General features: G+C 56.4%; 25 protein-coding genes and 3 tRNA genes. 13 read left to right on the forward strand and 15 right to left on the reverse strand.

Annotation, left to right across the window (positions count from 1 at the left end):
- Window positions 1-29 precede the first annotated feature (29 nt).
- The 11 genes from deoA to AFK63_RS15540 form a co-directional block, all read right to left on the reverse strand.
- Complete coding sequence (gene deoA / locus AFK63_RS15495) at window positions 30-1352, reverse strand: thymidine phosphorylase (RefSeq protein WP_038865111.1); 1323 nt, start codon at window positions 1350-1352, stop codon at window positions 30-32.
- 103 nt (window positions 1353-1455) lie between these two features.
- Window positions 1456-2235, reverse strand: a complete 780-nt coding sequence (gene deoC, locus AFK63_RS15500; RefSeq protein ID WP_038865113.1) for a deoxyribose-phosphate aldolase — start codon at window positions 2233-2235, stop codon at window positions 1456-1458.
- 336 nt (window positions 2236-2571) lie between these two features.
- Window positions 2572-3849, reverse strand: a complete 1278-nt coding sequence (locus AFK63_RS15505) for a NupC/NupG family nucleoside CNT transporter (RefSeq protein WP_038865115.1) — start codon at window positions 3847-3849, stop codon at window positions 2572-2574.
- Between the two features lie 124 nt (window positions 3850-3973).
- Window positions 3974-4759, reverse strand: coding sequence for a TatD family hydrolase (locus tag AFK63_RS15510; protein ID WP_038865117.1), 786 nt, complete (start codon window positions 4757-4759; stop codon window positions 3974-3976).
- Window positions 4756-5895: a patatin-like phospholipase family protein gene (locus AFK63_RS15515; RefSeq protein ID WP_038865119.1), complete on the reverse strand. Its 1140-nt coding sequence runs from the start codon at window positions 5893-5895 to the stop codon at window positions 4756-4758. The genes AFK63_RS15510 and AFK63_RS15515 overlap by 4 nt, the downstream gene beginning before the upstream one ends.
- A gap of 114 nt (window positions 5896-6009) precedes the next feature.
- Window positions 6010-6171: a DUF1328 domain-containing protein gene (locus tag AFK63_RS20690; RefSeq protein ID WP_002437547.1), complete on the reverse strand. Its 162-nt coding sequence runs from the start codon at window positions 6169-6171 to the stop codon at window positions 6010-6012.
- Between the two features lie 127 nt (window positions 6172-6298).
- Window positions 6299-6913, reverse strand: coding sequence for a molecular chaperone OsmY (gene osmY, locus AFK63_RS15520; RefSeq protein ID WP_038865123.1), 615 nt, complete (start codon window positions 6911-6913; stop codon window positions 6299-6301).
- Window positions 6914-7324: 411 nt separating this feature from the next.
- Window positions 7325-8914, reverse strand: coding sequence for a peptide chain release factor 3 (gene prfC, locus AFK63_RS15525; RefSeq protein WP_038865126.1), 1590 nt, complete (start codon window positions 8912-8914; stop codon window positions 7325-7327).
- A gap of 93 nt (window positions 8915-9007) precedes the next feature.
- Window positions 9008-9685 (reverse strand): pyrimidine 5'-nucleotidase, encoded by a 678-nt coding sequence (yjjG, locus tag AFK63_RS15530; RefSeq protein ID WP_038865128.1) that lies wholly within the window; start codon window positions 9683-9685, stop codon window positions 9008-9010.
- A 20-nt stretch (window positions 9686-9705) separates the two neighbouring features.
- Window positions 9706-10149, reverse strand: a complete 444-nt coding sequence (gene rimI / locus AFK63_RS15535) for a ribosomal protein S18-alanine N-acetyltransferase (RefSeq protein ID WP_038865131.1) — start codon at window positions 10147-10149, stop codon at window positions 9706-9708.
- Complete coding sequence (locus AFK63_RS15540; RefSeq protein ID WP_038865134.1) at window positions 10118-10528, reverse strand: DNA polymerase III subunit psi; 411 nt, start codon at window positions 10526-10528, stop codon at window positions 10118-10120. The genes rimI and AFK63_RS15540 overlap by 32 nt, the downstream gene beginning before the upstream one ends.
- 105 nt (window positions 10529-10633) lie before the next feature.
- Here AFK63_RS15540 and rsmC point away from each other — a divergent pair, with 105 nt between their 5' ends.
- The 4 genes from rsmC (at window position 10634) to AFK63_RS15560 (ending at window position 12112) form a co-directional block, all read left to right on the forward strand.
- The gene (gene rsmC, locus AFK63_RS15545) at window positions 10634-11662 is read left to right on the forward strand and encodes a 16S rRNA (guanine(1207)-N(2))-methyltransferase RsmC (protein WP_038865138.1); all 1029 of its coding nucleotides are present in this window, start codon (window positions 10634-10636) and stop codon (window positions 11660-11662) included.
- Window positions 11663-11792: 130 nt separating this feature from the next.
- Window positions 11793-11878: transfer RNA gene (locus AFK63_RS15550), tRNA-Leu, on the forward strand.
- A 32-nt stretch (window positions 11879-11910) separates the two neighbouring features.
- Window positions 11911-11996, forward strand: a tRNA-Leu gene (locus tag AFK63_RS15555).
- Window positions 11997-12026: 30 nt separating this feature from the next.
- A tRNA-Leu gene (locus AFK63_RS15560) sits at window positions 12027-12112 on the forward strand.
- Between the two features lie 85 nt (window positions 12113-12197).
- Here the strand turns inward: AFK63_RS15560 and AFK63_RS15565 are convergent.
- Window positions 12198-12479, reverse strand: coding sequence for a DUF1435 domain-containing protein (locus tag AFK63_RS15565; RefSeq protein ID WP_038865141.1), 282 nt, complete (start codon window positions 12477-12479; stop codon window positions 12198-12200).
- Between the two features lie 203 nt (window positions 12480-12682).
- Between AFK63_RS15565 and AFK63_RS15570 the strand changes: the two genes are divergently transcribed.
- Both AFK63_RS15570 and fhuF read left to right on the forward strand, forming a co-directional pair.
- Window positions 12683-13744, forward strand: a complete 1062-nt coding sequence (locus AFK63_RS15570; protein WP_038865144.1) for a GGDEF domain-containing protein — start codon at window positions 12683-12685, stop codon at window positions 13742-13744.
- Window positions 13745-13860: 116 nt separating this feature from the next.
- Complete coding sequence (gene fhuF / locus AFK63_RS15575; protein WP_038865148.1) at window positions 13861-14649, forward strand: siderophore-iron reductase FhuF; 789 nt, start codon at window positions 13861-13863, stop codon at window positions 14647-14649.
- A gap of 30 nt (window positions 14650-14679) precedes the next feature.
- On the opposite strand, the gene AFK63_RS15580 is transcribed toward fhuF, so the two are convergent.
- Complete coding sequence (locus tag AFK63_RS15580; protein WP_038865150.1) at window positions 14680-16026, reverse strand: PTS sugar transporter subunit IIC; 1347 nt, start codon at window positions 16024-16026, stop codon at window positions 14680-14682.
- A 396-nt stretch (window positions 16027-16422) separates the two neighbouring features.
- On the opposite strand from AFK63_RS15580, the gene AFK63_RS15585 reads away from it, so the two are divergent.
- On the forward strand, window positions 16423-16881 hold the full coding sequence (locus tag AFK63_RS15585; RefSeq protein WP_038865153.1) for a YbaK/EbsC family protein: 459 nt from the start codon (window positions 16423-16425) through the stop codon (window positions 16879-16881).
- A gap of 73 nt (window positions 16882-16954) precedes the next feature.
- Here AFK63_RS15585 and bglJ read toward each other — a convergent pair whose 3' ends face one another.
- Together bglJ and AFK63_RS15595 are read right to left on the reverse strand one after the other, a co-directional pair.
- On the reverse strand, window positions 16955-17608 hold the full coding sequence (bglJ, locus tag AFK63_RS15590) for a DNA-binding transcriptional activator BglJ (RefSeq protein ID WP_038865163.1): 654 nt from the start codon (window positions 17606-17608) through the stop codon (window positions 16955-16957).
- Window positions 17572-18288, reverse strand: a complete 717-nt coding sequence (locus tag AFK63_RS15595; RefSeq protein ID WP_201764742.1) for a helix-turn-helix transcriptional regulator — start codon at window positions 18286-18288, stop codon at window positions 17572-17574. The genes bglJ and AFK63_RS15595 overlap by 37 nt, the downstream gene beginning before the upstream one ends.
- A gap of 521 nt (window positions 18289-18809) precedes the next feature.
- Here AFK63_RS15595 and AFK63_RS15600 point away from each other — a divergent pair.
- The 6 genes from AFK63_RS15600 (at window position 18810) to dnaC (ending at window position 22591) form a co-directional block, all read left to right on the forward strand.
- Window positions 18810-19586, forward strand: a complete 777-nt coding sequence (locus tag AFK63_RS15600) for a threonine/serine exporter family protein (RefSeq protein WP_038865165.1) — start codon at window positions 18810-18812, stop codon at window positions 19584-19586.
- Window positions 19577-20050: a threonine/serine exporter gene (locus tag AFK63_RS15605; RefSeq protein WP_038865168.1), complete on the forward strand. Its 474-nt coding sequence runs from the start codon at window positions 19577-19579 to the stop codon at window positions 20048-20050. Before AFK63_RS15600 ends, AFK63_RS15605 begins: the two co-directional genes overlap by 10 nt.
- Before the next feature lie 70 nt (window positions 20051-20120).
- Complete coding sequence (locus tag AFK63_RS15610) at window positions 20121-20576, forward strand: MarR family winged helix-turn-helix transcriptional regulator (RefSeq protein WP_038865172.1); 456 nt, start codon at window positions 20121-20123, stop codon at window positions 20574-20576.
- A gap of 79 nt (window positions 20577-20655) precedes the next feature.
- Window positions 20656-21084 carry an organic hydroperoxide resistance protein gene (locus tag AFK63_RS15615; RefSeq protein WP_038865181.1) on the forward strand — a complete coding sequence of 143 codons (429 nt, stop codon included), beginning with the start codon at window positions 20656-20658 and terminating at the stop codon, window positions 21082-21084.
- A 221-nt stretch (window positions 21085-21305) separates the two neighbouring features.
- Window positions 21306-21851, forward strand: a complete 546-nt coding sequence (gene dnaT, locus AFK63_RS15620; RefSeq protein ID WP_038865183.1) for a primosomal protein DnaT — start codon at window positions 21306-21308, stop codon at window positions 21849-21851.
- Between the two features lie 2 nt (window positions 21852-21853).
- A complete protein-coding gene (gene dnaC / locus AFK63_RS15625) occupies window positions 21854-22591 on the forward strand; it encodes a DNA replication protein DnaC (RefSeq protein ID WP_038865184.1) in 738 nt (245 codons plus the stop codon).
- Window positions 22592-22743 lie beyond the last annotated feature (152 nt).

Below are 22743 nucleotides of genomic sequence, written 5' to 3' on the forward strand. Positions count from 1 at the left end.
GTAAAAAAGTGATCAGATCAGTATGCCACTTATTGGCTAATTCTGCGATAGACAACCGGTGACGCTTTCGCCGCCGTATCGTCAACCTTAATGGCCGCTTTGACTGCTGCCGCCGCTTCCTGCCAGCTTGCTTCGCTCTTCGCGTGGATGATGGCGAGTGGCCGTTCGCCATCCACCTGCTCGCCGAGACGCGCCATATCGGTTAAACCGACGCTGTAATCGATACTGTCGGACGCCTGGCGACGACCGCCGCCCATCGACACCACCGCCATGCCGAGCGCGCGGGTGTCCATCTCGGTGATAAAACCGGCACGGTCGGCATAAACGGCTTTGCTGAGCGTGGCGGCTGGCAGATAGCGATCGTAGTTTTCGACAAAGTCTGCGGGGCCGTTTTGCGCGGCCACCATACGGCCAAAAATCTCCGCCGCACGGCCGTTATCCAGCACGGTTTGCAGCTTCGCGCGGGCGTCGGCGTCATCTTTCGCAAGCCCGCCGGAGAGCAGCATCTCGACGCACAGCGCCATGGTTACTTCCAGCAGGCGCGGATTGCGATAATCGCCGGTCAGGAACCGCACCGCTTCGCGCACTTCCACCGCGTTGCCTGCGCTGGAGGCGAGCACTTCGTTCATATCCGTCAGCAGCGCCGTGGTGCGCACGCCCGCGCCGTTGGCCACGCCGACAATCGCCTGCGCCAGCGCTTCAGAAAGCGCGTAAGTCGGCATAAACGCCCCGCTGCCCACTTTCACGTCCATCACCAGCGCATCCAGCCCTTCGGCGAGCTTTTTCGCGAGGATCGAGGCGGTGATGAGCGGAATGGAATCCACCGTCGCGGTAATGTCGCGCGTGGCGTAAAAGCGTTTATCCGCCGGCGCCAGCGAGTTGGTCTGGCCGATAATGGCGACGCCGACGTTTTTAATAATGTCGCGAAAACGATGGTCGTCCGGAAAAATATCAAACCCTGGAATAGCTTCGAGTTTATCGAGCGTACCGCCGGTATGGCCCAGTCCGCGCCCGGAAATCATCGGGATGTAGCCGCCGCATGCCGCCACCATCGGGCCGAGCATCAGCGACGTGACGTCGCCCACGCCGCCGGTGGAGTGTTTGTCCACGACCGGGCCGTTCAGGTTGAGGCTTTTCCAGTCCAGCACGGTGCCGGAATCGCGCATCGCCATCGTCAGCGATACCCGCTCCGGCATGGTCATGTCGTGAAAGAAAATGGTCATCGCCAGCGCGGCGATCTGTCCTTCGGAAACGGTGTTATCGCGAATGCCGTTAATAAAAAAGCGGATCTCGTCGTCGCTAAGCGCGTGGCCGTCGCGTTTTTTACGAATAATTTCCTGAGCGAGGAACACGGTAACCCCCGTGAATTAGGGTGAATAATGGCGGGCAGCGTGAGGACCGCCCGCATTACAATCCTGAGTCCGGATAGCAAAGCACTATCAGGCACAAGGCGGATTAATAGCTGCTGGCGCTTTTGCCGTCGCCGTGGCCGAGCGCCTGTAAAAGGCTTGCCAGCAGGCTTGAAGCGCCGAAGCGGTAGTGACGCGCATCGGCCCAGTCAGCGCCCAGCAGTTCGTCGGCAACCGCCAGGTATTTCGCCGCGTCTTCCGCGGTGCGTACGCCGCCTGCCGGTTTAAAGCCAACGGTTTTCGCCACACCCATATCGCGGATCACTTCCAGCATAATGCGCGCGCTTTCAGGGGTCGCGTTAACCGGCACTTTACCGGTAGAGGTTTTGATAAAGTCTGCGCCGGCTTTGATAGAGATTTCAGAGGCTTTGCGAATCAGCGCTTCTTCTTTCAGTTCGCCGGTTTCGATGATGACTTTCAGCAGCACGTTAGCCGCCGCGCAGGCGTCTTTACAGGCTTTCACGAGATCAAAACCGACCTGCTCGTTGCCCGCCATCAGCGCGCGATACGGGAAAACGACGTCCACTTCATCTGCACCGTAGGCGATAGCCGCGCGGGTTTCCGCAAGCGCGATGTCAATATCATCATTGCCATGCGGGAAGTTGGTGACCGTGGCGATACGGATATCCGGCGTGCCCTGCGCGTTCAGCGTTTTGCGGGCAATCGGGATGAAGCGCGGATAAATACAGATTGCGGCGGTGTTGCCGACCGGGGTTTTCGCCTGATGACACAATGCGATGACTTTCTCATTGGTGTCGTCGTCATTCAGGGTGGTGAGGTCCATCAGTTGCAGCGCACGCAGGCTGCTTTTGGTTAAATCGGTCATAACTTTCTCCAACAAAAAAATGCATCTCGGATGAGAAACTCAACACGTTGGAGCGGTCGTGGTCCATGAAGAAGAGCGGCGTCGACCGCCGTCACGCTGAGATCCGTCTCACCGCACATCATTGCCATCAATGTTAAAATTCTAACACTCCCAGGCGGGATGATTTTGTGTCTTGTTTCACAAATTACAAAGTAATGGTTGCATACTTTCAGCCATTATATGTGATTAACACAACATTATGACAGCCTGATGCCCGCCCCGGAAACAAAAAAGGCTGGCGCACTGCCAGCCTGAAGGTCACAAAAAATGTGAAAATTATAACATTTTCACACCGGGTTACAGCGCCAGAAACACACCAGCGATGGTCGCGCTCATCAGATTCGAGAGCGTACCGGCGGCGACGGCCTTCAGCCCGAGCTGCGCGACGTCATGGCGACGACTCGGCGCCATGCTGCCCAGCCCGCCAATCAGGATGGCGATAGAAGAAAGGTTAGCAAATCCGCAGAGCGCGAAAGAGATAATCGCTTTGGTGTGCGCCGAGAGTACCTGAAGACCGGCAGCCGCCACGGTTGCATCCTCTTTCAGGTATTCGCCGAAGTTCATGTAGGCCACGAATTCGTTGATGATAAGCTTCTGGCCGATAAAGGACCCCGCCACCATCGCCTCGTCCCACGGCACGCCAATCAGCCACGCCACCGGCGAGAATACCCAGCCCAGGATAAGCTGCAACGACAGTTCCGGATGGTTAAACCAGCCGCCAATGCCGGAGAGCATACCGTTCAGTAGCGCAATCAGCGCCACAAACGCCAGCAGCATCGCGCCGACGTTCAGCGCCAGCTGCATCCCGGCGGATGCGCCAGACGCCGCGGCATCCAGCACGTTCGACGGACGATCCGGATCGTGTTGCGCGCTTTCCAGATGCGGCGCGTCGTTGGGCTTTTCGGTTTCCGGAATAATGATTTTCGCAAACAGCAGACCGCCGGGCGCCGCCATAAAGGAGGCGGCGATAAGGTATTCCAGCGGCACGCCCATCTGCGCGTAACCTGCCAGCACCGAGCCCGCCACTGACGCCAGCCCGCCGCACATCACCGCGAAAAGCTCAGAACGGGTCATGGTGGCGATATAAGGACGCACCACCAGCGGCGCTTCGGTCTGGCCGACGAAAATATTGGCAGTGGCCGAAAGCGATTCGGTACGGGAGGTTTTCAGCACTTTACGCAGCGCGCCGCCCAGCAGGCGGATCACCAGTTGCATAATGCCGAGATAGTAGAGCACCGCGATCAGCGAGGAGAAAAAGACAATGACCGGCAGCACGCGCAGCGCGAAGATAAACCCGCCGCCGCCGAACACCTCGAACATTTTGTCTGACACCAGGCCGCCAAATAAAAACGAGATGCCGTTATTGCCGTAAGCGATTACGTTCGCCACGCCTTCGGACATCGCCAGCAGTACCCGGCGGCCCGCCGGTACATAGAGCACCAGCGCACCGATGGCGACCTGAATCAGCCAGGCCCCCACCACGGTGCGCAGATTTATCGCTTTACGGTTACTGGAAAGCGCGACTGCTATCGCCAGCAGCGCCAGCATCCCCACCAGCCCCATCAGTATTTGCATACAGTATCCCTGTGTAATGAGTGAATTATGATTGTCCCGCGCGCGCAGGCGGGGCGATTTAACGACAGAGAATCCACGTAAATCCAGACGTTTTACGCTTTTTTAAACAACCGTGGACCGGCGGTCACATTTTGAGGCGCGGGAAGAGCGTGCGGGTGTTTTCAAGAATGGCATGGGCGATAACATCAGGTGGCTCGGGGCGCAGCTCGCACAGAACATCAAACACGCCGTTAACGCGCTCAGGCCGGTTTGGCTCTCCCTGCCAGCCGTTCAGCGGCATATCTGGCGCGTCAGTTTCCAGAAGGAGTGAGGAAAGCGGCAGTTTCGCCATGACGTCGCGGGTTTTCTGCGCGCGTGGATAGGTGATGGTGCCACCCACGCCGATGCGATAGCCGAGCTCGATAAAGCGCTGCGCCTGTTGCAGACTGCCCGCGAAGCCGTGTACCACGCCGGTACAGGGCAGCGCGTGGCGCTTTAAATGCATCGCGAGTTTATCGTGGGTGCGGCGTGAATGCAGGATAACCGGCAGTTCATAGCGCTTCGCGAGCCGTAACTGGGCGTCGAGGATCGCCTCCTGGCGTTCGAAAAGCGGGTTGTCCATATAGAGATCGAGCCCGATTTCGCCTATCGCCACCAGTTTATCCGCCTGCTGTTGCAGATGATGCTCAAGCAACGCCAGGCTCGCGTCGTTATGGTTGCTGATAACAATCGGATGCAGGCCGATCGCTGCCCACAGCGCCGGGTAGCGCGCAGCCAGCTCAAGCACGGTCGCAAAACGCGCGGCTTCAATCGCGGGCACGATGATCTGTTCGACACCCGCCCCGGCGGCCTGCGCGAGACTCGCCGCTTCTGCGCCGGTAAAGGGCGGGAAATCGAAATGGCAGTGGGTATCGATAAAGCGTCGCGTCATGCCAGATCCTCATCGTTAAACGTCGCGTCGTTGGCCTGTTCGGTTTTGACCAGCGGGGCGTCGAGCGCGTCATTCGCGACGGTCGCAGGCGGCACGACAATCGTTGCCTCCGGCGCGACAGGCACCAGGATTTCAGCAGGCGCAGCGGCCGTCGTCTCGTTCGGTACAGCGACCGGCACCACAGGCGGCGTGCGGTAGCGGCGCAGCGGCGGCTGACTCACCAGCAGCCTGCCGACGGTGGCCAGGAAATAGCGCCCGCACAGGCGGCCCAGCTTGTAATCCCCCATCAGCGCAGGCAGGCGGCTGCCGAGCGCCATACTGGTCAAGGCGCGAGGCGGAGAGATCTCAAAAATGCGCAGCTTGCCGGGCGGCTTTTCGATAAATTCCTGAATCGCGCGATAGGTCGTCTCATGATGCTGCACCAGGTTCAGCAGCGGCTGAAGACTGCTGTCGGTGAGCCAGCGCTCCATGCGTTTGAACCATTGTGGGGTGTAATACATCTGCGACGGCACGGTGCGGATAACCACCAGCGTCGTGGCGCCGAGGCGCGCCGCCTCCCGCACCGGGATGGCGTCGCTGACGCCGCCGTCAAAATAGTTGATGCCGTCGAGAGCTACGCCTGGGCGGTAAAAACCTGGTATAGCGCTGGACGCACGAATAATATCGAGCCAGTTATGTTCCTGCGGCGCGAAATAGCCCGGCGAGTAGTCATCGCGGCGGCAGGCGCACATATAGAATGCCTTGCCGGCGTCAAAGAGCCGCATCGCGTTGCCCATTTCAAGCGGCATGCGGGCAGAGGTGGCTTCGGTCAGCCAGTCGAGATCGATAAGGTTGCCGCCGCGCACGAAGCGCACCGGGTCGAAGAAATCACGTGAGGTAGTAAAGCGGGTGATGACGCGCCGGGCATAACCGGGCTGGTTACAGACATAAGCCGAGAGGTTCTGCGCCCCGGCTGACGTACCGAGGAAGAAATCGAACGGGTTGAACTGCGCACGCATGAATTCATCCAGCACGCCAGCTGTAAAGATCCCGCGCTGGCCGCCCCCTTCGCAGACAATTGCCAGCTTGCCGGGACGAAACGGTTTCACCGCCAGAGGCGCTATGTTGCCTGGCGTTACGGGAATACGTTGCCCCACCCTGCTTTCCTGTTTTAATTCGTCGCGCGCCGCGCGAACGTGTCCGATGCCCTAAACGAGCAAAGCCAGTCACAGGGACTGGCTTTGCCGTCTGTCAGTTATCTTTTTATCACACTACGGGCGTCGACGGCCCATAAAAAGGCTAACCAGGAACAGAATAATACCAACGACGAATACGATTTTCGCTGCGCCTGCTGCGGTACCTGCCAGGCCACCAAAGCCCAGAGCGGCCGCAATCAACGCGATAACCAGAAAGATAATGCCCCAACGAAACATAAGACTCTCCTTTACCATAGTTAATCTTTATACCGCTTCTTAATGAACGCAGCGTCCACTGGCGGTGTTATCCAGCTGTTGTTGCTTACCATTCCTCCCGGCCGTAGCCGGGAGAGCGGTTTGCCTGTTACGACTTCACTTTTAAATCGTTTTTGACGCTTTTCACGCCATCAACCGCTTTTGCGATGCTTTCGGCGCGCTGAGACTGTTTTTCAGACTCGACGGTACCGGAAAGCTGCACCACACCGTCGGTGGTTTCGACTTTCACGTTACGCGAAGGCACGATTTCATCCGCCAGCAGTTTCGCTTTGATTTCGCTGGTGGTGGCCGCGTCGCCCGCATAACCTTTCACCGACTGATCTTTACCGTCGCGTACGTGCAGCTTGTCGCTTACGGAAGCGACGCCCTCAATGCCTTTGGCGATTTTCACCGCTTCCTCGGCCTGGGCCTGGCTTTCAACAAAGCCGCTCAGCGTCACTACGCTTTTCTCGGTTTTCACAGAGATGTCGGTGCTCTTAATCTTTTCGTCATCTACCAGCGCGGCTTTCACTTTGGCGGTGATGGCGCTGTCGTCCATGAAGTTACCGACTTTATTCATAGAGCTATCGATTTTTTGCCCTGCACTATCCGCGGTGGATTTGGTGCTTTCAACGGCGGAGTTTTCTGCGAACGCAGAAGAGGACGCCATGACAGAACCCAACACAACAGCCAGCAGAGTTTTTGAAATCTTAGTCTTGTTCATCGATTCGTTCCTGTGGTTTGCTCAGAATTTGAGCCGCAAGCCGCCACATCAGCGGCTTTTCCTAACAGCAGGCTTTCGCGCTGCTGATGAGTTAGTCGCGCCGTACCGGCAAGGCATGTTCAGAGGGTTAGTCAGACACTCAGCCGTTACGTTGCGAAAACTCAGTTATTAATATGGCAATAATAACGTTTATGATGATGAATCACCGGGTTGGAAGCACTTAACGGCATTTCATCCCGACGACAGCGTCATCACATTGTTAAATATAGATCACGTTCGCAAAAACGCCTGGGCAGCGGCGGGAAAAAACGCCAAAACAGCAGGGAAAGCAGGAATTTAAGAACATTCCGCATCGCGGAGAAAGGGCGGTAACGCGAGGCAGGACGCGGCTTTGCCGCGTCCTGAAAGGGATTAGTGCTCGCGCGTTTTCCGGAAGGTCACATCCGGGTAACGCTCTTGCGTCAGATTGAGGTTGACCATGGTCGGCGCGATGTAGGTAAGGTTATCGCCGCCGTCCAGCGCCAGCTGGATCTCGTTCTTACGCTTGAACTCTTCGAATTTCTTCACGTCGTCGCACTCTACCCAGCGGGCCGTTGATACGTTAACCGATTCGTAAATCGCCTCAACGCTGTACTCGGTCTTCAGACGCGACATGACCACGTCAAACTGGAGCACACCCACCGCGCCCACGATCAGATCGTTGTTGGAGAGCGGGCGGAACACCTGCACCGCGCCCTCTTCCGAGAGCTGCACCAGCCCTTTGAGCAGTTGTTTCTGCTTGAGCGGGTCTTTCAGGCGGATGCGGCGGAACAGTTCCGGGGCAAAGTTCGGGATACCCGTAAACTTCATGGATTCACCCTGGGTAAAGGTGTCGCCAATCTGAATAGTGCCGTGGTTATGCAGGCCGATAATGTCGCCCGGATACGCCTCTTCGACATGCGAGCGGTCGCCCGCCATAAAGGTCAGCGCGTCGGAGATGACGACATCTTTCCCGGTACGCACCTGGCGCAGCTTCATGCCCTTTTCATATTTACCGGACACCACGCGCATAAACGCCACGCGGTCACGGTGTTTCGGGTCCATATTGGCCTGGATCTTAAACACGAAGCCGGAGAATTTCTCTTCGCTCGCCTCGACCACGCGGCCGTCGGTCTGACGCGGCATCGGCGCAGGCGCCCACTCCACCAGACCATCCAGCATATGATCGACGCCGAAGTTGCCGAGCGCGGTCCCGAAGAACACCGGCGTCAGTTCGCCGTTCAGGAACAGTTCTTTGTCGAATTCGTGCGACGCGCCTTTCACCAGCTCCAGCTCGTCACGCAGCTGCGCGGCCAGCTCCTCACCCACCGCCTGATCCAGCTCCGGGTTGTCCAGACCTTTAACAATGCGCACTTCCTGAATGGTGTGGCCCTGACCGGTCTGATAGAGGTAGGTTTCGTCGTTATAAAGGTGATAAACGCCTTTGAACAGTTTGCCGCAGCCAATCGGCCAGGTGATCGGCGCGCAGGCGATCCGCAGCTCGCTTTCCACTTCATCCAGCAACTCCATCGGATCACGGATGTCGCGGTCGAGTTTGTTCATAAAGGTCAGGATCGGCGTGTCGCGCAGACGGGTGACTTCCATCAGCTTACGCGTGCGATCCTCAACGCCTTTCGCGGCGTCGATAACCATCAGGCAGCAGTCCACCGCCGTCAGCGTACGGTAGGTATCTTCCGAGAAGTCTTCGTGGCCGGGGGTGTCCAGCAGGTTGACGAGACAATCATGGTAAGGGAACTGCATCACGGAGGTGGTAATAGAAATACCACGCTGCTTTTCCATCTCCATCCAGTCCGATTTCGCGTGCTGGCTGGAGCCGCGGCCTTTTACCGTCCCGGCGACCTGAATCGCCTGTCCGAACAGCAGTACCTTTTCGGTGATCGTCGTTTTACCGGCGTCCGGGTGCGAGATAATCGCGAAGGTGCGGCGCTTAGCCACCTCTTGCAAATAAGGAGACAACGTCATAATCAAAATCTTCTGTGTAAGCGCGCGGGCAGGCGCCACGCGGCGAGTGAGCGAAAAATGCGGCTATTTTACCCATCCGAAAGGGTCAGACAATCATTGTTTACACAGCAATTGCTCCAGTTCGCTTAACGAGGTGACCTGCCAGGTCGGGGCGATATCTTCTGGCAGCGTGCGGCCGTGGCTGTTCAGCCAACAGGTCGCCAGTCCCGCATTGATGCCGCCGAGAATATCGGATTCCGCGGTATCGCCTACCATCAACACGCGCGAGCGGTCGGGATTACCCATTTTCGCGAGGGCGTAGTCGAAGATTTCCGGCGCGGGTTTCGCGACGCCGACCTGCTCTGAGATAACCAGTAAGTCAAAATAGTCCCGAAATCCGGTGCGCTCAAGACGGATCTGCTGGAGCGCCGTAAAGCCATTGGTGATGATGCCAAGCTTCACTTTGCCTTTCAGGAATGCCAGCAAAGAGGCCGCCCCCGGCAGCGGCGCGCAGATCTCCGCCATCGCGTTTAAAAACGCGCTGTTCAGATCGCCTGCCGGCACGCTCAGACGTTCAGACCATCCCTGAAAACGCTGATGCTGGAGCTGCAGCGCGCTGATGGCGCCGTTCTGGTAGTCGACCCACAGCGGTTTATTGACCGCCTGGTAGTCGTGGTAATCCTGCTCGGTAAAGGTCACGCTGTAGTCCAGGAACATGCGCTGCAGGCCGCCAAAGGCGTCGAAAGTAAACAGCGTTTCGTCAGCGTCAAAAAGAATCCAGTCCCACTTCATTACGTCACCTTTATTGATAATTAACCCAGCGGCAACGCCATGATGATGGCGTCTTCGCGTCCGTCGGGCGTCGGATAATAGTTGCGGCGAATCGTCGCCTCGTTAAAGCCCAGGCTTTCATATAACGCGCGCGCCGCGTGGTTAGACGCGCGAACCTCCAGCCAGAGCGTCAGCACGTCGCGCGCTTCAAGCGCCTCGATAAGATGCTCCAGCAGCGCCCGGCCCAGACCACGACGCTGAAACGCCGGGTCGACCGCGATATTAAACAGCGTGGCTTCATCCAGCACGACCTGCGTTATCGCGAACGCCGCCATCGCGCCGTCCACGTCGAGCCGCAGGTTCAGATAGCGCTCGCCCTGATTGCTGGCGAACGTCTTCTCGTTCCACGGAAAGGCGTGAGCGCGCTGTTCAATGGCGAAAGCCGCCGCCAGATCAGCGGGCTGGAGTAAGGAAATCATCTTCATGCTCGCAAATTTGTTGCCAGAGATCGGCGCGCGCCGCGCCGCTGCGCTGTAGCGTTTCCAGGCCCGGCGTTACCAGCCGGACACCGGGCAGCTCAGGCGCCGCGTCCACGCCCAAACACCAGCTATTGCAGTGGGCATCGTGTAGCATCGCCACGCGGTCGGGGGTTAACTGCATCACCTGATCGGCATCGAGCGCCAGCGCGCGCAGCACATCCTGAATGAACGGCAGGCTGAGCGGCGGCGGCTCGGCGGCCACCATCACCAGGCGGATATGAGAAGGCAGCACGATAGCTATCTCACCCAGCAGCGCGGCGGGGCGACGCAATACCCACTGGGTAATGCCCAGTTGCTGTAATCGCCAGTCTCGTCGGGATGTCATAGGGATGCCTGAATCAGTGCCGAAGGGGCGCAAATATAGCAAATCCGTCGAACATGCGCCAACAAACCACTATAATCGCCCCTCAAGTTTCCGAAGGAGTGTTTCATGTCTGGTTTTTCCCCGGCAAGCGAAGTTCTGCTGCGCCACAGTGATGATTTTACCGAAAGCCGCGTTCTGTTTGCCGGCGATATGCAGGATGACCTGCCTGCGCGTTTTGACACCGCGCAAAGCCGCGCGCATACGCAGCAGTTCCACCACTGGCAGGTGCTGAGCAAGCCGATGGGCGATAACGCGCGCTACGGTCTGGTGGCCGACGCCGAGATCGTGGCGGACAGCGATACGCTTATCTACTACTGGCCCAAAAACAAACCCGAAGCGCAGTTCCAGCTGATGAACCTGCTGTCGCTGCTGCCAGTGGGCACCGATATTTTCGTGGTGGGCGAAAACCGCAGCGGCGTGCGCAGCGCCGAAGCGATGCTCGCAGAGTACTGCCCGCTGAACAAAATCGACAGCGCGCGCCGCTGCGGCCTCTATCATGGTCGTCTCGAAAAACAACCCGCGTTCAATCCTGACGGCTGGTGGAACGAATATGACGTTGACGGGCTGACTATCAAAACGCTGCCCGGCGTTTTCAGCCGCGACGGGCTGGATGTCGGCAGCGATCTGCTGCTCTCCACCCTCTCGCCGCATACCAAAGGCAAAGTGCTGGATGTCGGCTGCGGCGCAGGCGTGCTGGCGGCCGTGCTGGCGAGCCACTCGCCGAAAGTGCGTCTGACCCTGTGCGATGTGAGCGCGCCAGCGGTGGAAGCGAGCCGCGCGACGCTTGCCGCGAACGGCTTTGAAGGCGAAGTGGTCGCCAGTAACGTCTTCTCGGAAATCACAGGCCGCTTCGACATGATTATCTCTAACCCGCCGTTCCATGACGGGATGGAGACTAATTTTGAAGCCGCGCAGACGCTGATCCGCAGCGCCGTGCGCCACCTGAACATCGGCGGCGAGCTGCGGATCGTGGCGAACGCGTTCCTGCCGTATCCGAATGTACTGGATGAAACCTTTGGCAACCATGAAGTTCTGGCGCAGACCGGACGCTTCAAAGTCTACCGCGCCGTGATGGGCCGCAACGCGAAGCGTTAACGGTATTCATGCGCGAAATGCCGCTTTTTGCACCATTCAGAAAAGCGGCATGCAATTAAGTATTGACGAAGTCCAGAAAACATCTAGAATGCGCCTCCGTGGTTGCAATACTTCCCGGTATTGCTGGTATGCGAAGGTGGCGGAATTGGTAGACGCGCTAGCTTCAGGTGTTAGTGTCCTTCGGACGTGGGGGTTCAAGTCCCCCCCCTCGCACCAAAAACCACGCAAGAAAGTATCGCTCGCACTGCGCGAAGGTGGCGGAATTGGTAGACGCGCTAGCTTCAGGTGTTAGTGTCCTTCGGACGTGGGGGTTCAAGTCCCCCCCCTCGCACCAATGCGATGGCGATACGATAAAAGAGACAGTGCGAAGGTGGCGGAATTGGTAGACGCGCTAGCTTCAGGTGTTAGTGTCCTTCGGACGTGGGGGTTCAAGTCCCCCCCCTCGCACCACTTCTTTTATCGCTTCTTATTCTTCGGTGCTTCCTGTCTTATCTTTTATTCCCCTGTTTTCTGTATCCAGTGCCACCCTCTTGCGTTAATTCAGCGCCATGTGCAGATGCGATACGATCAGCATTAAACCGCTGGCGAAAGCGATGCATGACGGCAGCAGAACAAAATGCCGCAGACGGGGATGGTAAAGCATACCGACCGTCGTCAGCAGCGCCAGCACAATGATGACCCGCCACTGCGCCCAATTCAGCTCACTCCACGCCAGCATCGCTACCAGCGCGCCCGGCAAAAGGACGGCCCAACCACTTTCCAGTCGTCTGTACAACATCGTTTCGCCTCTTGTATCGATAATGATAACCAATATCATATGATAAAAATTCTTATTTGTCAGCGAAAATCAATTTAGCGGCGCTTTACTTTAGTTAAGAGGTAATGACATAACGGGGTGAAGGTGATAAATTGTCCGCCATGCTTAAGAAAATTCTCATTCTCAGTAACAAGGCACAATGAGCCCATCCTTTATCTGGCTTTTATAAAAACCTGATAGCGCTAAATAAGTCACCAACGGATATGACTGCAAATAACTGGCGAGCCCTGACGGAAGAAAAATATCAGCTCTCCCTGAAACTCTTTCTGTTTCTTAATCTGTTTTCCGCGCTGTTTAATCTCGTGGATCCGCTTTATGACTATCCGCATATTCCCTGGCCTGCGTTAAGCGTGATTGCGCTAAGCGGCGCGCTGCTGTTGCGCGCGCAGTTCCGCGCCTTCAGCCTGAAAGCCATCAACCTGACGGCGCTCCTGGCAGGCGCGCTCTGGTCGTGGAATATCGCGTTGAAAAGCCCGTGGTGCGTTTTTCACGACGGCACCTGTCTGCTTATTACTCTGCTCGGCGCGCTGTTTATCGCCACGCTTTCATTTATAAATATGCTTGCCGCATTCAGCCGTTTTTGTCTGCCCATTACCGCCACGATCCTGTTGCTGGATAAAGGCCAGCATCCGGCGCTATTTGGGTACACGCTGACGCTACCGTTAATTGGGCTGGTTATTCAGCATCTGATCGCCCGACGCAGCGATATTTTTGCGCGCCAGATGATGCAGCGGCTAATAGAAGAAAAAGCCACATTAACCGACCTGAGCATGATGGACCCGCTTACCGGTCTCTGTAACCGCCGCGGTTTTCAGAACCGCCTGGCTAACCTGCCGCCGGACGCGGGGCAGCAGTTTGTGCTGCTGATGGATATCGACCATTTTAAAGCTTATAACGATCACTACGGCCATATGATGGGCGATCAGGCGCTGACACGCGTGTCGGCGGCGATCCGTGATTGTGTACGTTCGCGGGATATAGTCACCCGCTACGGTGGCGAAGAGTTTATGGTGTTGTTGACCCACGCCGATGAACAAAGCGCGCGAATGACAGCCGAGCGTATTCGCCAGCGGGTTTTCGATCTGCGTATTCCACATATTTTCAATGAAAGCGTGGCGACTAACGTGACGCTTTCCATCGGCATCGCCCCGCTGGAAAGCGGTAATATTGACGACGCGCTACGCTGCGCCGATGAGGCGCTCTACGCCGCGAAAAACAAAGGCCGTAACCACATTCTGTATTATGAGGCCCGGCGCGCCGCCTGAGATTTATGCCGCCACGCCAGACGCGTCGTTTTTATGGTCAAACCGCTTGCTATCGTTTCCGCCTATAGTTAGGATTGGCAATCATTATCATTTAGATTTGCTATTCAGACTACGCTATGGCTTATCGCTCTCTTCATTCTGTTGATGAACTTATCTGGCGCGCTCCGCTGCATCGTCCGTCTTCGACGCTCGCGGTTCGCCTGCGTGAAGCGTTTACGACGCACCGCGCGCATTTTCACGACATCATGAAGCTGGACGACACCCCGCCCGCCACGGCGCTGACCTTCAGCGAATGGTCGCAGCCTGCTGCGCTCGCCTCGTTAATGGCGCTCTATTCCGATCACATCTATCGCAACGCTCCCCCTGTCGCGCGTGAAAATAAGCCGCTGAAATCGCTCTGGGCGCAGTGGTATCTCGGCCTGCTCGTGCCGCCGCTGATGCTGGCGCTGCTGACGCAACCACAGGCGCTGGATATCAGCGATGACAATATCGCAGTGGAATTTCATGAAACGGGCCGCGCGGCCTGCTTCTATGTGACGGTGGAAGAAGACTGCCGCGCCAGCGCCCTTTCAGCGCGCGAGCGGCTGGAGAAGCTGTTAGTGGACGTGATGACGCCGGTCGTCGAAGCGCTGGAAGCCTCTGGTGATATCAACGGCAAGCTTATCTGGAGCAACACCGGTTATTTAATTAACTGGTGCTTCGGCGAATGGCGCGACTGGCTCGGCGAAGAGACCGTGAGCGCGCTGCGCCAGAGCTGCTTTTTCGAAAAAACATTGCTGAACGGCCAGGAAAATCCGCTGTTCCGCACCGTTGTTCTGCGTGAAGGATTGCTGGTGCGTCGCACTTGCTGTCAGCGCTACAAGCTGCCCGACGTGCAGCAATGTGGCGACTGCACCCTGAAATAGTGAACGGCGGGTTTCCCCGCCGTTTTGTTATCAGGCGGCCTGTTCGCCAGCCCCCTGCCCCTCTTTCAGCGCCTCTTCCGCTTCCTGAGCCAGCAGTTGCTTCTCGTAGACTTTAAAGAACGGGAAGTAAATGATGGCCGAGACGACCGCCAGCACAATGACCAACAGCGCGGCCCGGAAATCCCAGCCCAGCGCCCAGGCGGCGCCAACCGGCGCCGGCGCAGTCCACGGCACAACGGAAATCACGCGTCCAATCAAATCGAACTTCATCGCCGCCCAGGCGAGCACCGCATTCACCATCGGGGCCATCAGGAACGGAATAAAGAACACCGGGTTCATTACGATAGGCGTGCCGAAAATCACCGGCTCGTTGATGTTAAAAAGGCTTGGCACTACGCTCAGGCGGCCTATCGAGCGCAGATGCGCAGAACGGCTACGCAGATAGCAGAACACCAGCCCCATCGTCGCGCCGGAGCCGCCGATAACAATAAAGAACGTCCAGAATGCTTCCATAAAGATGTGCGGCAGCGGCGCGCTTTGCGCCAGCGCGGTCTGGTTAAGCCCAAGATTCGTCAGCCAGAACATCTGCAGCATTCCTGAAACAATCGCCGCGCCATGAATGCCCGCAAACCAGAGCAGATGGCCAATCAGCACTGCCAGCAGAATCGCCGGTAGCGAATCCGCAGCGGACACCAGCGGCTTGAAAACTGACATAATCGCCTGCGGGATCAGCATGTCGAATTGCGACTGAATCAGCAGGCTCAGTGGGTAGAGAGTGAGTACCACTACCAGCACCGGGATTAACAGGTCGAACGAGTTTTTAATCATCGGCGGCACCTGGTCCGGTAAACGGATGCCGATGTTATGCGCCTTCAGAAAACGCATCATCTCCACGCAGTAAATCGCCACCAGAATCGCCGTGAAAATCCCGGTGCCCCCCAGGCTGTCTACCGGCAGCGTGCCTTTAGTTTTCGGCGCAGCCACCAGCAGAAACGCCATCAGCGACAGCATGGCGCACATGAACGGGTCCAGCTGATGCGACTTCACATAATGTTTGCCGAGGTTATAGGCGATGGCGGCGCAGATATAAATCGACATAATCCCCATCGTCATATCAAACGGGGTGAGGATCTGCCCTTCGAACTGTTTTGCCATATCCAGCCACGCGCGGGCAAAGCCGAGCGTGGTATCCGGCGAAAACGGCGGATAGGCGAACACCAGCAAAAAAGAGCCGACAATCATAAACGGCATGGCAGAGATAAAACCGTCGCGGATCGCCATCACGTGACGTTGCGCGGAAATGCGGGAAGCTATCGGGCTGACATAATTTTCAACAAAGCGAAAAATCACATTAAATGCAGCATGGTTGGCAGACATGGCGGTTCTCCTGTCAGGCAATCAACGTGAATACGCGGCGAGTGGCCGTCGCGCATCATCCCATAATCCATTGAACTGAAAACCGTAACCGGGTATGTCGCTCTGCTTCCTGCGCAGTGAAATCATCCGGGCTGCAACGGTGGCTTACCGCCTTGCCAGCGGCGTAACTGAGAAAATAAGGTTTCATAGACGGCTCTTATTATTGGTTACAGAGGGAGGTTACGTAACCAGTATTAATCCGCCTGAGAGGCTCTGCAACCGGTTACAGTAACCGGTTTCTTTGATTGTGAAGGAGATCCAGAAAACACCGGATAGCCGCCGGAAAGCCCTTTTCAGATAATTTACAAAACATGGCCCTGTATGCCAGATTAGGACAGCTATTTTCAGGAGAAATAAATGAGTCTGGAATCCGTGCGGCAATTTTTTGTCGAAAACGCCCCCGATATTGAAATCATCGAACTGAACCAAAGCACCGCTACCGTCGCTCTGGCTGCCGCCGCTCATCAGGTTGAGCCCGGTCAGATAGCCAAAACGCTTTCGCTAAAAGTGAAAGATCAGGTGATTCTGGTTGTCGCTAAGGGCGACGCGCGTCTTGATAACAAAAAGCTGAAAACCACGTTCGGCGCCAAAGCGCGCATGCTCAGCAGCGACGAAGTGGTGACCTGGACCGGTCATCCGGTCGGCGGCGTCTGCCCGTTTGGGCTGGAAAATGCGCTGGCGGTCTATTGTGACGTTTCGCTGCGCCAGTATGACGAAGTGCTCCCTGCCGCAGGCGCCATTCACAGCGCGGTACGTATTTCGCCGAGTCGTCTGGCGGAACTGACGCAGGCGCAATGGGTGGATGTCTGCCTGTAAGCCTTTAGCGTAACGGCCTGGCTCGCGTGCTACGTCGTTACGTTACCTCCCCAAACGCGCCGCCGCCGCAGGCTCAGAACAAGCCTGCCCGGTGTCTGAGAATATCCGCCGCGTTCAGCAAGCCGGCATCCGTATGCACCCCGAGCTTCAGCATCGCGTTAAACTTATGCGCACGAATGGTTTTAATGTTGCGCTCGAGATGGCAGGCAATTTGCGACACCGAATAACCGTCCGTCAGGTAACGCAGAATAATCCGCTCGGTCGGGCTCAGCAGCCGCGATCCCTGGCTTGCGTACCAGACTTTATTTGGCGACTCACTGACGCGGGCCGAATCATTCATCGCAGACATCAGCTCATCGGTAAAACGCGCCAGCGTTTCCGATTTATCGATAATTCCCTGCAACGGCGTCGGTGAGAGCTGGCTTATCAGTTTCGCCTCATTGACGTTATTCACCATCACGATGCGTTTCATACGCGGAAAGGCTTTCGCCATTTCGCTGACGAATTGCAGACAATCACGCCGGTGCTCACGCGTACCATCAAGTGAGAAGATAACGACAGAAAAATGCCGGTTTCCCAGCGTCTGAATAAAGGCATGGTGATCGACAAATATTTCCAGACGGCATGATATCGAATGATGGCCCTTCAACAGCGAACGTATTCCTTCACCGCTCATTACGCATTTTTCAATTAGCGCAATGCTTCGTTTTTCGACTCCGTGTTCCATTCGGCCTGTTCCTTATGTAATGAAATCAAATTTAATTCTTTTAATCCCTGCAGGCTGCTGATCCATGCATACATTTCTGCATTTCCGCGCAACGATAAGCGCCGCATGGCGCTGTTTTTCTGCGCACTGATCGTCTTATTGCTTTTTTTCAGCATCTGGGCGATTTGATTTATTCCCCAGCCTTTGCCGAGCAGGCGTAATACCTGTCTCTCTGACGAGGTCAGCATGACCGTTGAGGCAGGCTCGCTCTCCTGCGGCTGGCGCGGCGTGACTAACATCTGGCTGACGCGCTCGGCTTTTTCGCGGCCAAGCCGCACCGCGTTGACGACACCATTCACCGACTCCGCCGTAGACAGCAGCGTAGTTTCCGGGCGCATCAGTAACTGCACCGCCAGGCTGAACGTGGCAGCGGGAACGAGAAAAATCCAGTGCACGCCAGGTGCCTGTGCCACCAGCGAATAGTACGCCTCGCACTCGCGGCGCGCGTCATCGGGCGCGCAGGGCAGCTCCGCCAGCACCATATCGACCGGATTCAGCAGCGGCAGCGACATCTCGGCGCTGCTTTTATAATGGTACAGTTCCGTCTCCGGGAAATGGCGGCGCATAATGACCTCCAGCCCGGTATGCATGACAGGGATTTGGCTAATGATAATGCCTTGTTTGCAACGTCCTGGTAACATATTTCCTCCGGTTATATCCTTCCGGCCAAACATATTTTTTAAAACTCACTTATGGAATAATGTAAAAAACCATTAAAAAACTTAAAAAGAAAAAACAATAGCGCAGACAGCAAAAGCAGATGGTGTATATAAATAGACAGAAAGAATTTCCTGTCCGGGTAAACGTCGGCATTCTATGAACCCTTTATTTTACTGTCAACGACAAAAAAAGCTAAAAATACGCCGCGCAAAATTAAAGGATATTCTCATCGTAAAAAGATAAAAAATGTCTATTTATAGACATTACGGCTTTACATAATAAATAAGCTTTATCGCACCGCGCGACGTCTTTTTTATTTATCTATATATGGATAATTAATACGACGCCGCTGCGTCGCCGCGTGCAGCACGCGAAGGCGCACAGCGCTTAAGCGCAATGAAAAATGCAGCAAGCTTGATCTGTCCCCACGGCTGCGTTTCACGACGCATGTTAATAATGGACACTTCTGGCGCGTCGACGCCCTCTTTCACCAGGAATGTATATGGAAGCGGATGCTTTAGCGCAGCGGGACGTCACCCGTTTGTGTATTCAGTGCGGGCTTTACTTATTGCAGCACGGCGCGGAAAGCGCGCTGATAGATGAGCTGACGTCACGGCTTGGCGTCGCGCTGGGCATGGACAGCGTGGAAAGCTCGATTTCCGCCAACGCGATTGTGCTGACCACGATTAAAGATCACCACTGCCTTACCACCACGCGAAAAAACATCGATCGCGGCATCAATATGCATATGGTGACCGAAGTGCAGCATATCGTCATTATGGCCGAGCATAAGCTGCTCGGTCGCGACGATGTCGAAAAACGCTTCTCGCAACTCAAGCCCCTGCGTTATCCGCGCTGGCAGGTGGTGTTAATGGTGGGGCTCTCCTGCGCCTGTTTTTGCAAAATGAATAAAGGCGGCTGGGACGGCGCGCTGGTGACGTTTATCGCCAGCACGCTCGCGATGTATGTCCGCCAGACGCTGACGCAGCGCCATCTGCATCCACAAATTAACTTCTGCCTGACCGCATTTATGGCAACGACAGTCTCCGGTCTGCTGCTTGCATTGCCGCCGTTCGCCAGCACTTCCGCCGTGGCGATGGCCGCCAGCGTCCTGCTGTTGGTGCCGGGGTTTCCGCTTATCAATGCCGTGGCGGACATGTTTAAAGGCCATGTGAATACCGGCCTCGCCCGCTGGGCGATGGCGAGCCTGTTGACGCTCGCGACCTGCATCGGCGTGATTATGGCCATGGCGTTATGGGGGCTGCGGGGATGGATGTAATTCGTATTATTACGCTGGTTCTGGAAGATATGCTGCTCTCGGCGATTCCGGCGGCGGGCTTTGCGATGGTCTTTAACGTCCCGCGCCGCGCGCTGCTCTGGTGCGCGCTGCTGGGCGCGGTCGGTCACGGCTCGCGTACCGTAATGACAATGCTTGGGTTGAATATCGAGTGGGGAACATTTCTCGCCGCGATGCTGGTGGGCTGCATCGGTATCCAGTGGTCGCGCTGGTATCTCGCGCACCCGAAAGTCTTTACCGTCGCGGCGGTGATCCCCATGTTTCCCGGCATCTCCGCCTATTCGGCGATGATCTCGGCAGTGAAAATCAGCCATTTCGGCTACAGCGATCCGTTAATGGTCTCGCTGGTGACGCATTTTCTCAAGGCGGCGTCTACCGTCGGCGCGCTGTCGATTGGGCTGTCGCTGCCGGGACTGTGGCTTTATCGTAAACGGCCCCGGGTGTAAAGGGACAGCTATTGCAGCAACAGCCAGAAGTTCACTTGCAATTAAATCGTGCACTATTTATATTGAAAACATGAAAACAAAAGAACAACAAAGCACGGGCCTCTCGCTGAGTTTAGATAACCAGCTCTGCTTCGCGCTCTACTCGGCAAACCTGGCGCTGCATAAAATTTATCGCCAGTTGCTGACGCCGCTCGGCCTGACTTACCCGCAGTATCTGGTGATGATGGTGCTGTGGCAGCAAGACGACATAACCGTGTCTGAAATCGGCGAGCGGTTGTATCTCGATTCCGCCACGCTCACGCCGCTGTTAAAGCGGATGGAAACCGCAGGTCTGCTGATGCGTCAGCGCTCGCGTCAGGATGAGAGACAAGTGATCGTCACCCTCACCGACGCAGGCCGGGCGTTAAAGGCCGAGGCTCACGGCATTCCGGGGTCAGTGCTCTGCGCTACCGCGTGCGACAGAGAAACCCTGATGAGCCTTAAAGCGCAGCTGGAAAATTTACGCGATAACCTGCATCAGCCATAAGCGTCGCTCTTAAACGGTGTTTATGCAAAATATAAGTAGCGCACGATTAAATCGTCTAAAACTCAAAAAGGAATATTGCATGTCTTTAGAAAATGTTATCTACCGCGCCAAAGCAAAAGCCACCGGAGGCCGTGACGGCCGCGCCACCTCTTCTGACGGCGTGCTTGACGTGAAACTGGGCGTACCGAAAGAGATGGGCGGCATGGGCGGCGACGTCACTAACCCGGAACAGCTCTTTGCCGCAGGCTACTCCGCCTGCTTCCTGGGCGCGATGAAATTTGTCTCCGCTCGCGACAAAATCACCATGCCGAAAGACGCGTTTATCGAAGGCGAAGTAGGGATCGGCCCGCTGCCGACCGGTTTTGGCATCGAAGCGAAACTGAATATTCACCTGCCGGGGATGGACGCGGCAGAAGCGCAGAAACTGGTCGATGCGGCGCATATCGTCTGCCCGTACTCTAACGCGACTCGCGGCAACATCGACGTAACGCTGAACATTATTGCCTGACGCTATCCCCGCCAACGGGGAAGCTTAAAATAAAAAACGAAACTGCCCTCACCAGGGGACCCGGAGCGCGCCAGATGTCATGGCGCGCTCTTTTTTTACCCGTCCGTCCGCGCGCCAATAAGCTCAAACCTCGCCCCGGGTTATGCTACTATGAAGGAATTATCGCCTCTGCTGGCCATTTATTCGCCAGTGTCTGATAACGCTTTGATTGAGAACGTTTTATGTCTTCCAGAATCCTGACCCCTGATGTCGTTGATATTGACGCCTTCCGGCGCAATCCCGGCGGCGCGCTGGCGCATGCCGAACGTGGGGCCGTGGCGGTGTTTGATAACAATGCGCCCGCATTTTATGCCGTCACGCCGGCGCGCATGGCGGAACTGCTGGCCCTGGAAAAACAGCTGGCCGCGCCCCGCTCCGATGTCGCGCTGGAAGCGCAGTTATTTGACGAAGGGAACGATGTCGCCCAGCCCATACCGGTGCCGATGGGTAAATTCGCCATGTATCCGGGCTGGCAGCCCGATCCGGAGTTCCAGCGAATGGCCGCGCTGTGGGGCATTCCACTGTCGCAGCCGGTCACCAGCGAAGAGCTGGCCTCATTCGTCGCCTACTGGCAGGCGGAAGGAAAAGTCTTTCACCATATCCAGTGGCAGCAAAAGCTGGCGCGCAGCATTCAGATGAACCGCGCCACTTTTACGTCTTCCGCGCGGCGCGACGTGAACGCTATCCCGCAGCCGGACGACCAGATTCCTGACGGATTCCGGGGGTAACGATGAAAAACGTCACTGACCTGATGATGCGCCTGAAGCGGCTGATGCCGCCTGATGTAAAGCCCGCCTTTAAAACCGGCGAAGAGCTTCTCGCCTGGCAACAGGAGCAGGGGCGTCTTCGCTCGGAGGCTATCGAGCGCGAGAACCGGGCGATGAAAATGCAGCGCACGTTTAACCGCTCCGGCATTCGCCCGCTGCACCAGAACTGTTCTTTTGATAACTACCGCGTGGAAAACGACGGGCAGATGAACGCCGTTAACAAAGCGCGACAGTATGTCGAGGCATTCGACGGCAATATCGCGAGTTTTGTCTTCGCCGGCAAACCTGGCACCGGTAAAAACCACCTTGCCGCCGCCATCTGCAATGAACTGCTGCTGCGCGGAAAATCGGTGATGATCATTACCGTGGCCGATATCATGTCCGCCATGAAAGACACGTTCAGCAGCCGGGAAACCAGTGAAGAGCAGTTGCTAAAAGATCTCAGCAGCGTCGATCTGCTGGTGATCGATGAGATCGGCATGCAGAGCGAATCGCGCTACGAAAAAGTGATCATCAACCAGCTGGTGGATCGCCGCTCGTCATCGAAACGGCCGACCGGAATGCTGACCAACCAGAACATGGATGAAATGACCAAGCTGCTGGGCGAGCGCGTTATGGATCGCATGCGGCTTGGCAACAGCCTGTGGGTGAATTTCAACTGGGACAGCTACCGCAGCCGCGTCACCGGTAAAGAGTACTAAACGCGTCAACCGGGGCATATGCGCAGCGCCCCGGTCTCCCTCCTCCCGTCTCGCTTTTATTGCGCCCTTTTCTGGTTAAATCTGCTCTGTAATAAAATTTTCATAAAAGAAGCTGCTTTTCACCCCTTCCGCTAGCGGTCCATTAATAAACA

This window comes from Cronobacter muytjensii ATCC 51329 (assembly GCF_001277195.1).
Taxonomy (GTDB): Bacteria; Pseudomonadota; Gammaproteobacteria; order Enterobacterales; family Enterobacteriaceae; genus Cronobacter; species Cronobacter muytjensii.

What these genes read in the sequence shown, in the direction of transcription:
- dnaC (WP_038865184.1), top strand. Translation starts at nt 21,854, where the DNA reads ATGAAAAACGTCACTGACCTGATGATGCGCCTGAAGCGGCTGATGCCG.
- AFK63_RS20690 (WP_002437547.1), bottom strand. Translation starts at nt 6,171, where the DNA reads ATGTTTCGTTGGGGCATTATCTTTCTGGTTATCGCGTTGATTGCGGCC.
- AFK63_RS15615 (WP_038865181.1), top strand. Translation starts at nt 20,656, where the DNA reads ATGTCTTTAGAAAATGTTATCTACCGCGCCAAAGCAAAAGCCACCGGA.
- AFK63_RS15510 (WP_038865117.1), bottom strand. Translation starts at nt 4,759, where the DNA reads ATGACGCGACGCTTTATCGATACCCACTGCCATTTCGATTTCCCGCCC.
- AFK63_RS15585 (WP_038865153.1), top strand. Translation starts at nt 16,423, where the DNA reads ATGAGTCTGGAATCCGTGCGGCAATTTTTTGTCGAAAACGCCCCCGAT.
- AFK63_RS15605 (WP_038865168.1), top strand. Translation starts at nt 19,577, where the DNA reads ATGGATGTAATTCGTATTATTACGCTGGTTCTGGAAGATATGCTGCTC.
- AFK63_RS15610 (WP_038865172.1), top strand. Translation starts at nt 20,121, where the DNA reads ATGAAAACAAAAGAACAACAAAGCACGGGCCTCTCGCTGAGTTTAGAT.
- AFK63_RS15580 (WP_038865150.1), bottom strand. Translation starts at nt 16,026, where the DNA reads ATGTCTGCCAACCATGCTGCATTTAATGTGATTTTTCGCTTTGTTGAA.
- AFK63_RS15565 (WP_038865141.1), bottom strand. Translation starts at nt 12,479, where the DNA reads ATGATATTGGTTATCATTATCGATACAAGAGGCGAAACGATGTTGTAC.
- dnaT (WP_038865183.1), top strand. Translation starts at nt 21,306, where the DNA reads ATGTCTTCCAGAATCCTGACCCCTGATGTCGTTGATATTGACGCCTTC.
- AFK63_RS15540 (WP_038865134.1), bottom strand. Translation starts at nt 10,528, where the DNA reads ATGACATCCCGACGAGACTGGCGATTACAGCAACTGGGCATTACCCAG.
- fhuF (WP_038865148.1), top strand. Translation starts at nt 13,861, where the DNA reads ATGGCTTATCGCTCTCTTCATTCTGTTGATGAACTTATCTGGCGCGCT.
- bglJ (WP_038865163.1), bottom strand. Translation starts at nt 17,608, where the DNA reads ATGGAACACGGAGTCGAAAAACGAAGCATTGCGCTAATTGAAAAATGC.
- prfC (WP_038865126.1), bottom strand. Translation starts at nt 8,914, where the DNA reads ATGACGTTGTCTCCTTATTTGCAAGAGGTGGCTAAGCGCCGCACCTTC.
- AFK63_RS15570 (WP_038865144.1), top strand. Translation starts at nt 12,683, where the DNA reads ATGACTGCAAATAACTGGCGAGCCCTGACGGAAGAAAAATATCAGCTC.
- rsmC (WP_038865138.1), top strand. Translation starts at nt 10,634, where the DNA reads ATGTCTGGTTTTTCCCCGGCAAGCGAAGTTCTGCTGCGCCACAGTGAT.
- rimI (WP_038865131.1), bottom strand. Translation starts at nt 10,149, where the DNA reads ATGAAGATGATTTCCTTACTCCAGCCCGCTGATCTGGCGGCGGCTTTC.
- AFK63_RS15595 (WP_201764742.1), bottom strand. Translation starts at nt 18,288, where the DNA reads ATGTTACCAGGACGTTGCAAACAAGGCATTATCATTAGCCAAATCCCT.
- deoC (WP_038865113.1), bottom strand. Translation starts at nt 2,235, where the DNA reads ATGACCGATTTAACCAAAAGCAGCCTGCGTGCGCTGCAACTGATGGAC.
- osmY (WP_038865123.1), bottom strand. Translation starts at nt 6,913, where the DNA reads ATGAACAAGACTAAGATTTCAAAAACTCTGCTGGCTGTTGTGTTGGGT.
- yjjG (WP_038865128.1), bottom strand. Translation starts at nt 9,685, where the DNA reads ATGAAGTGGGACTGGATTCTTTTTGACGCTGACGAAACGCTGTTTACT.
- AFK63_RS15505 (WP_038865115.1), bottom strand. Translation starts at nt 3,849, where the DNA reads ATGCAAATACTGATGGGGCTGGTGGGGATGCTGGCGCTGCTGGCGATA.
- AFK63_RS15600 (WP_038865165.1), top strand. Translation starts at nt 18,810, where the DNA reads ATGGAAGCGGATGCTTTAGCGCAGCGGGACGTCACCCGTTTGTGTATT.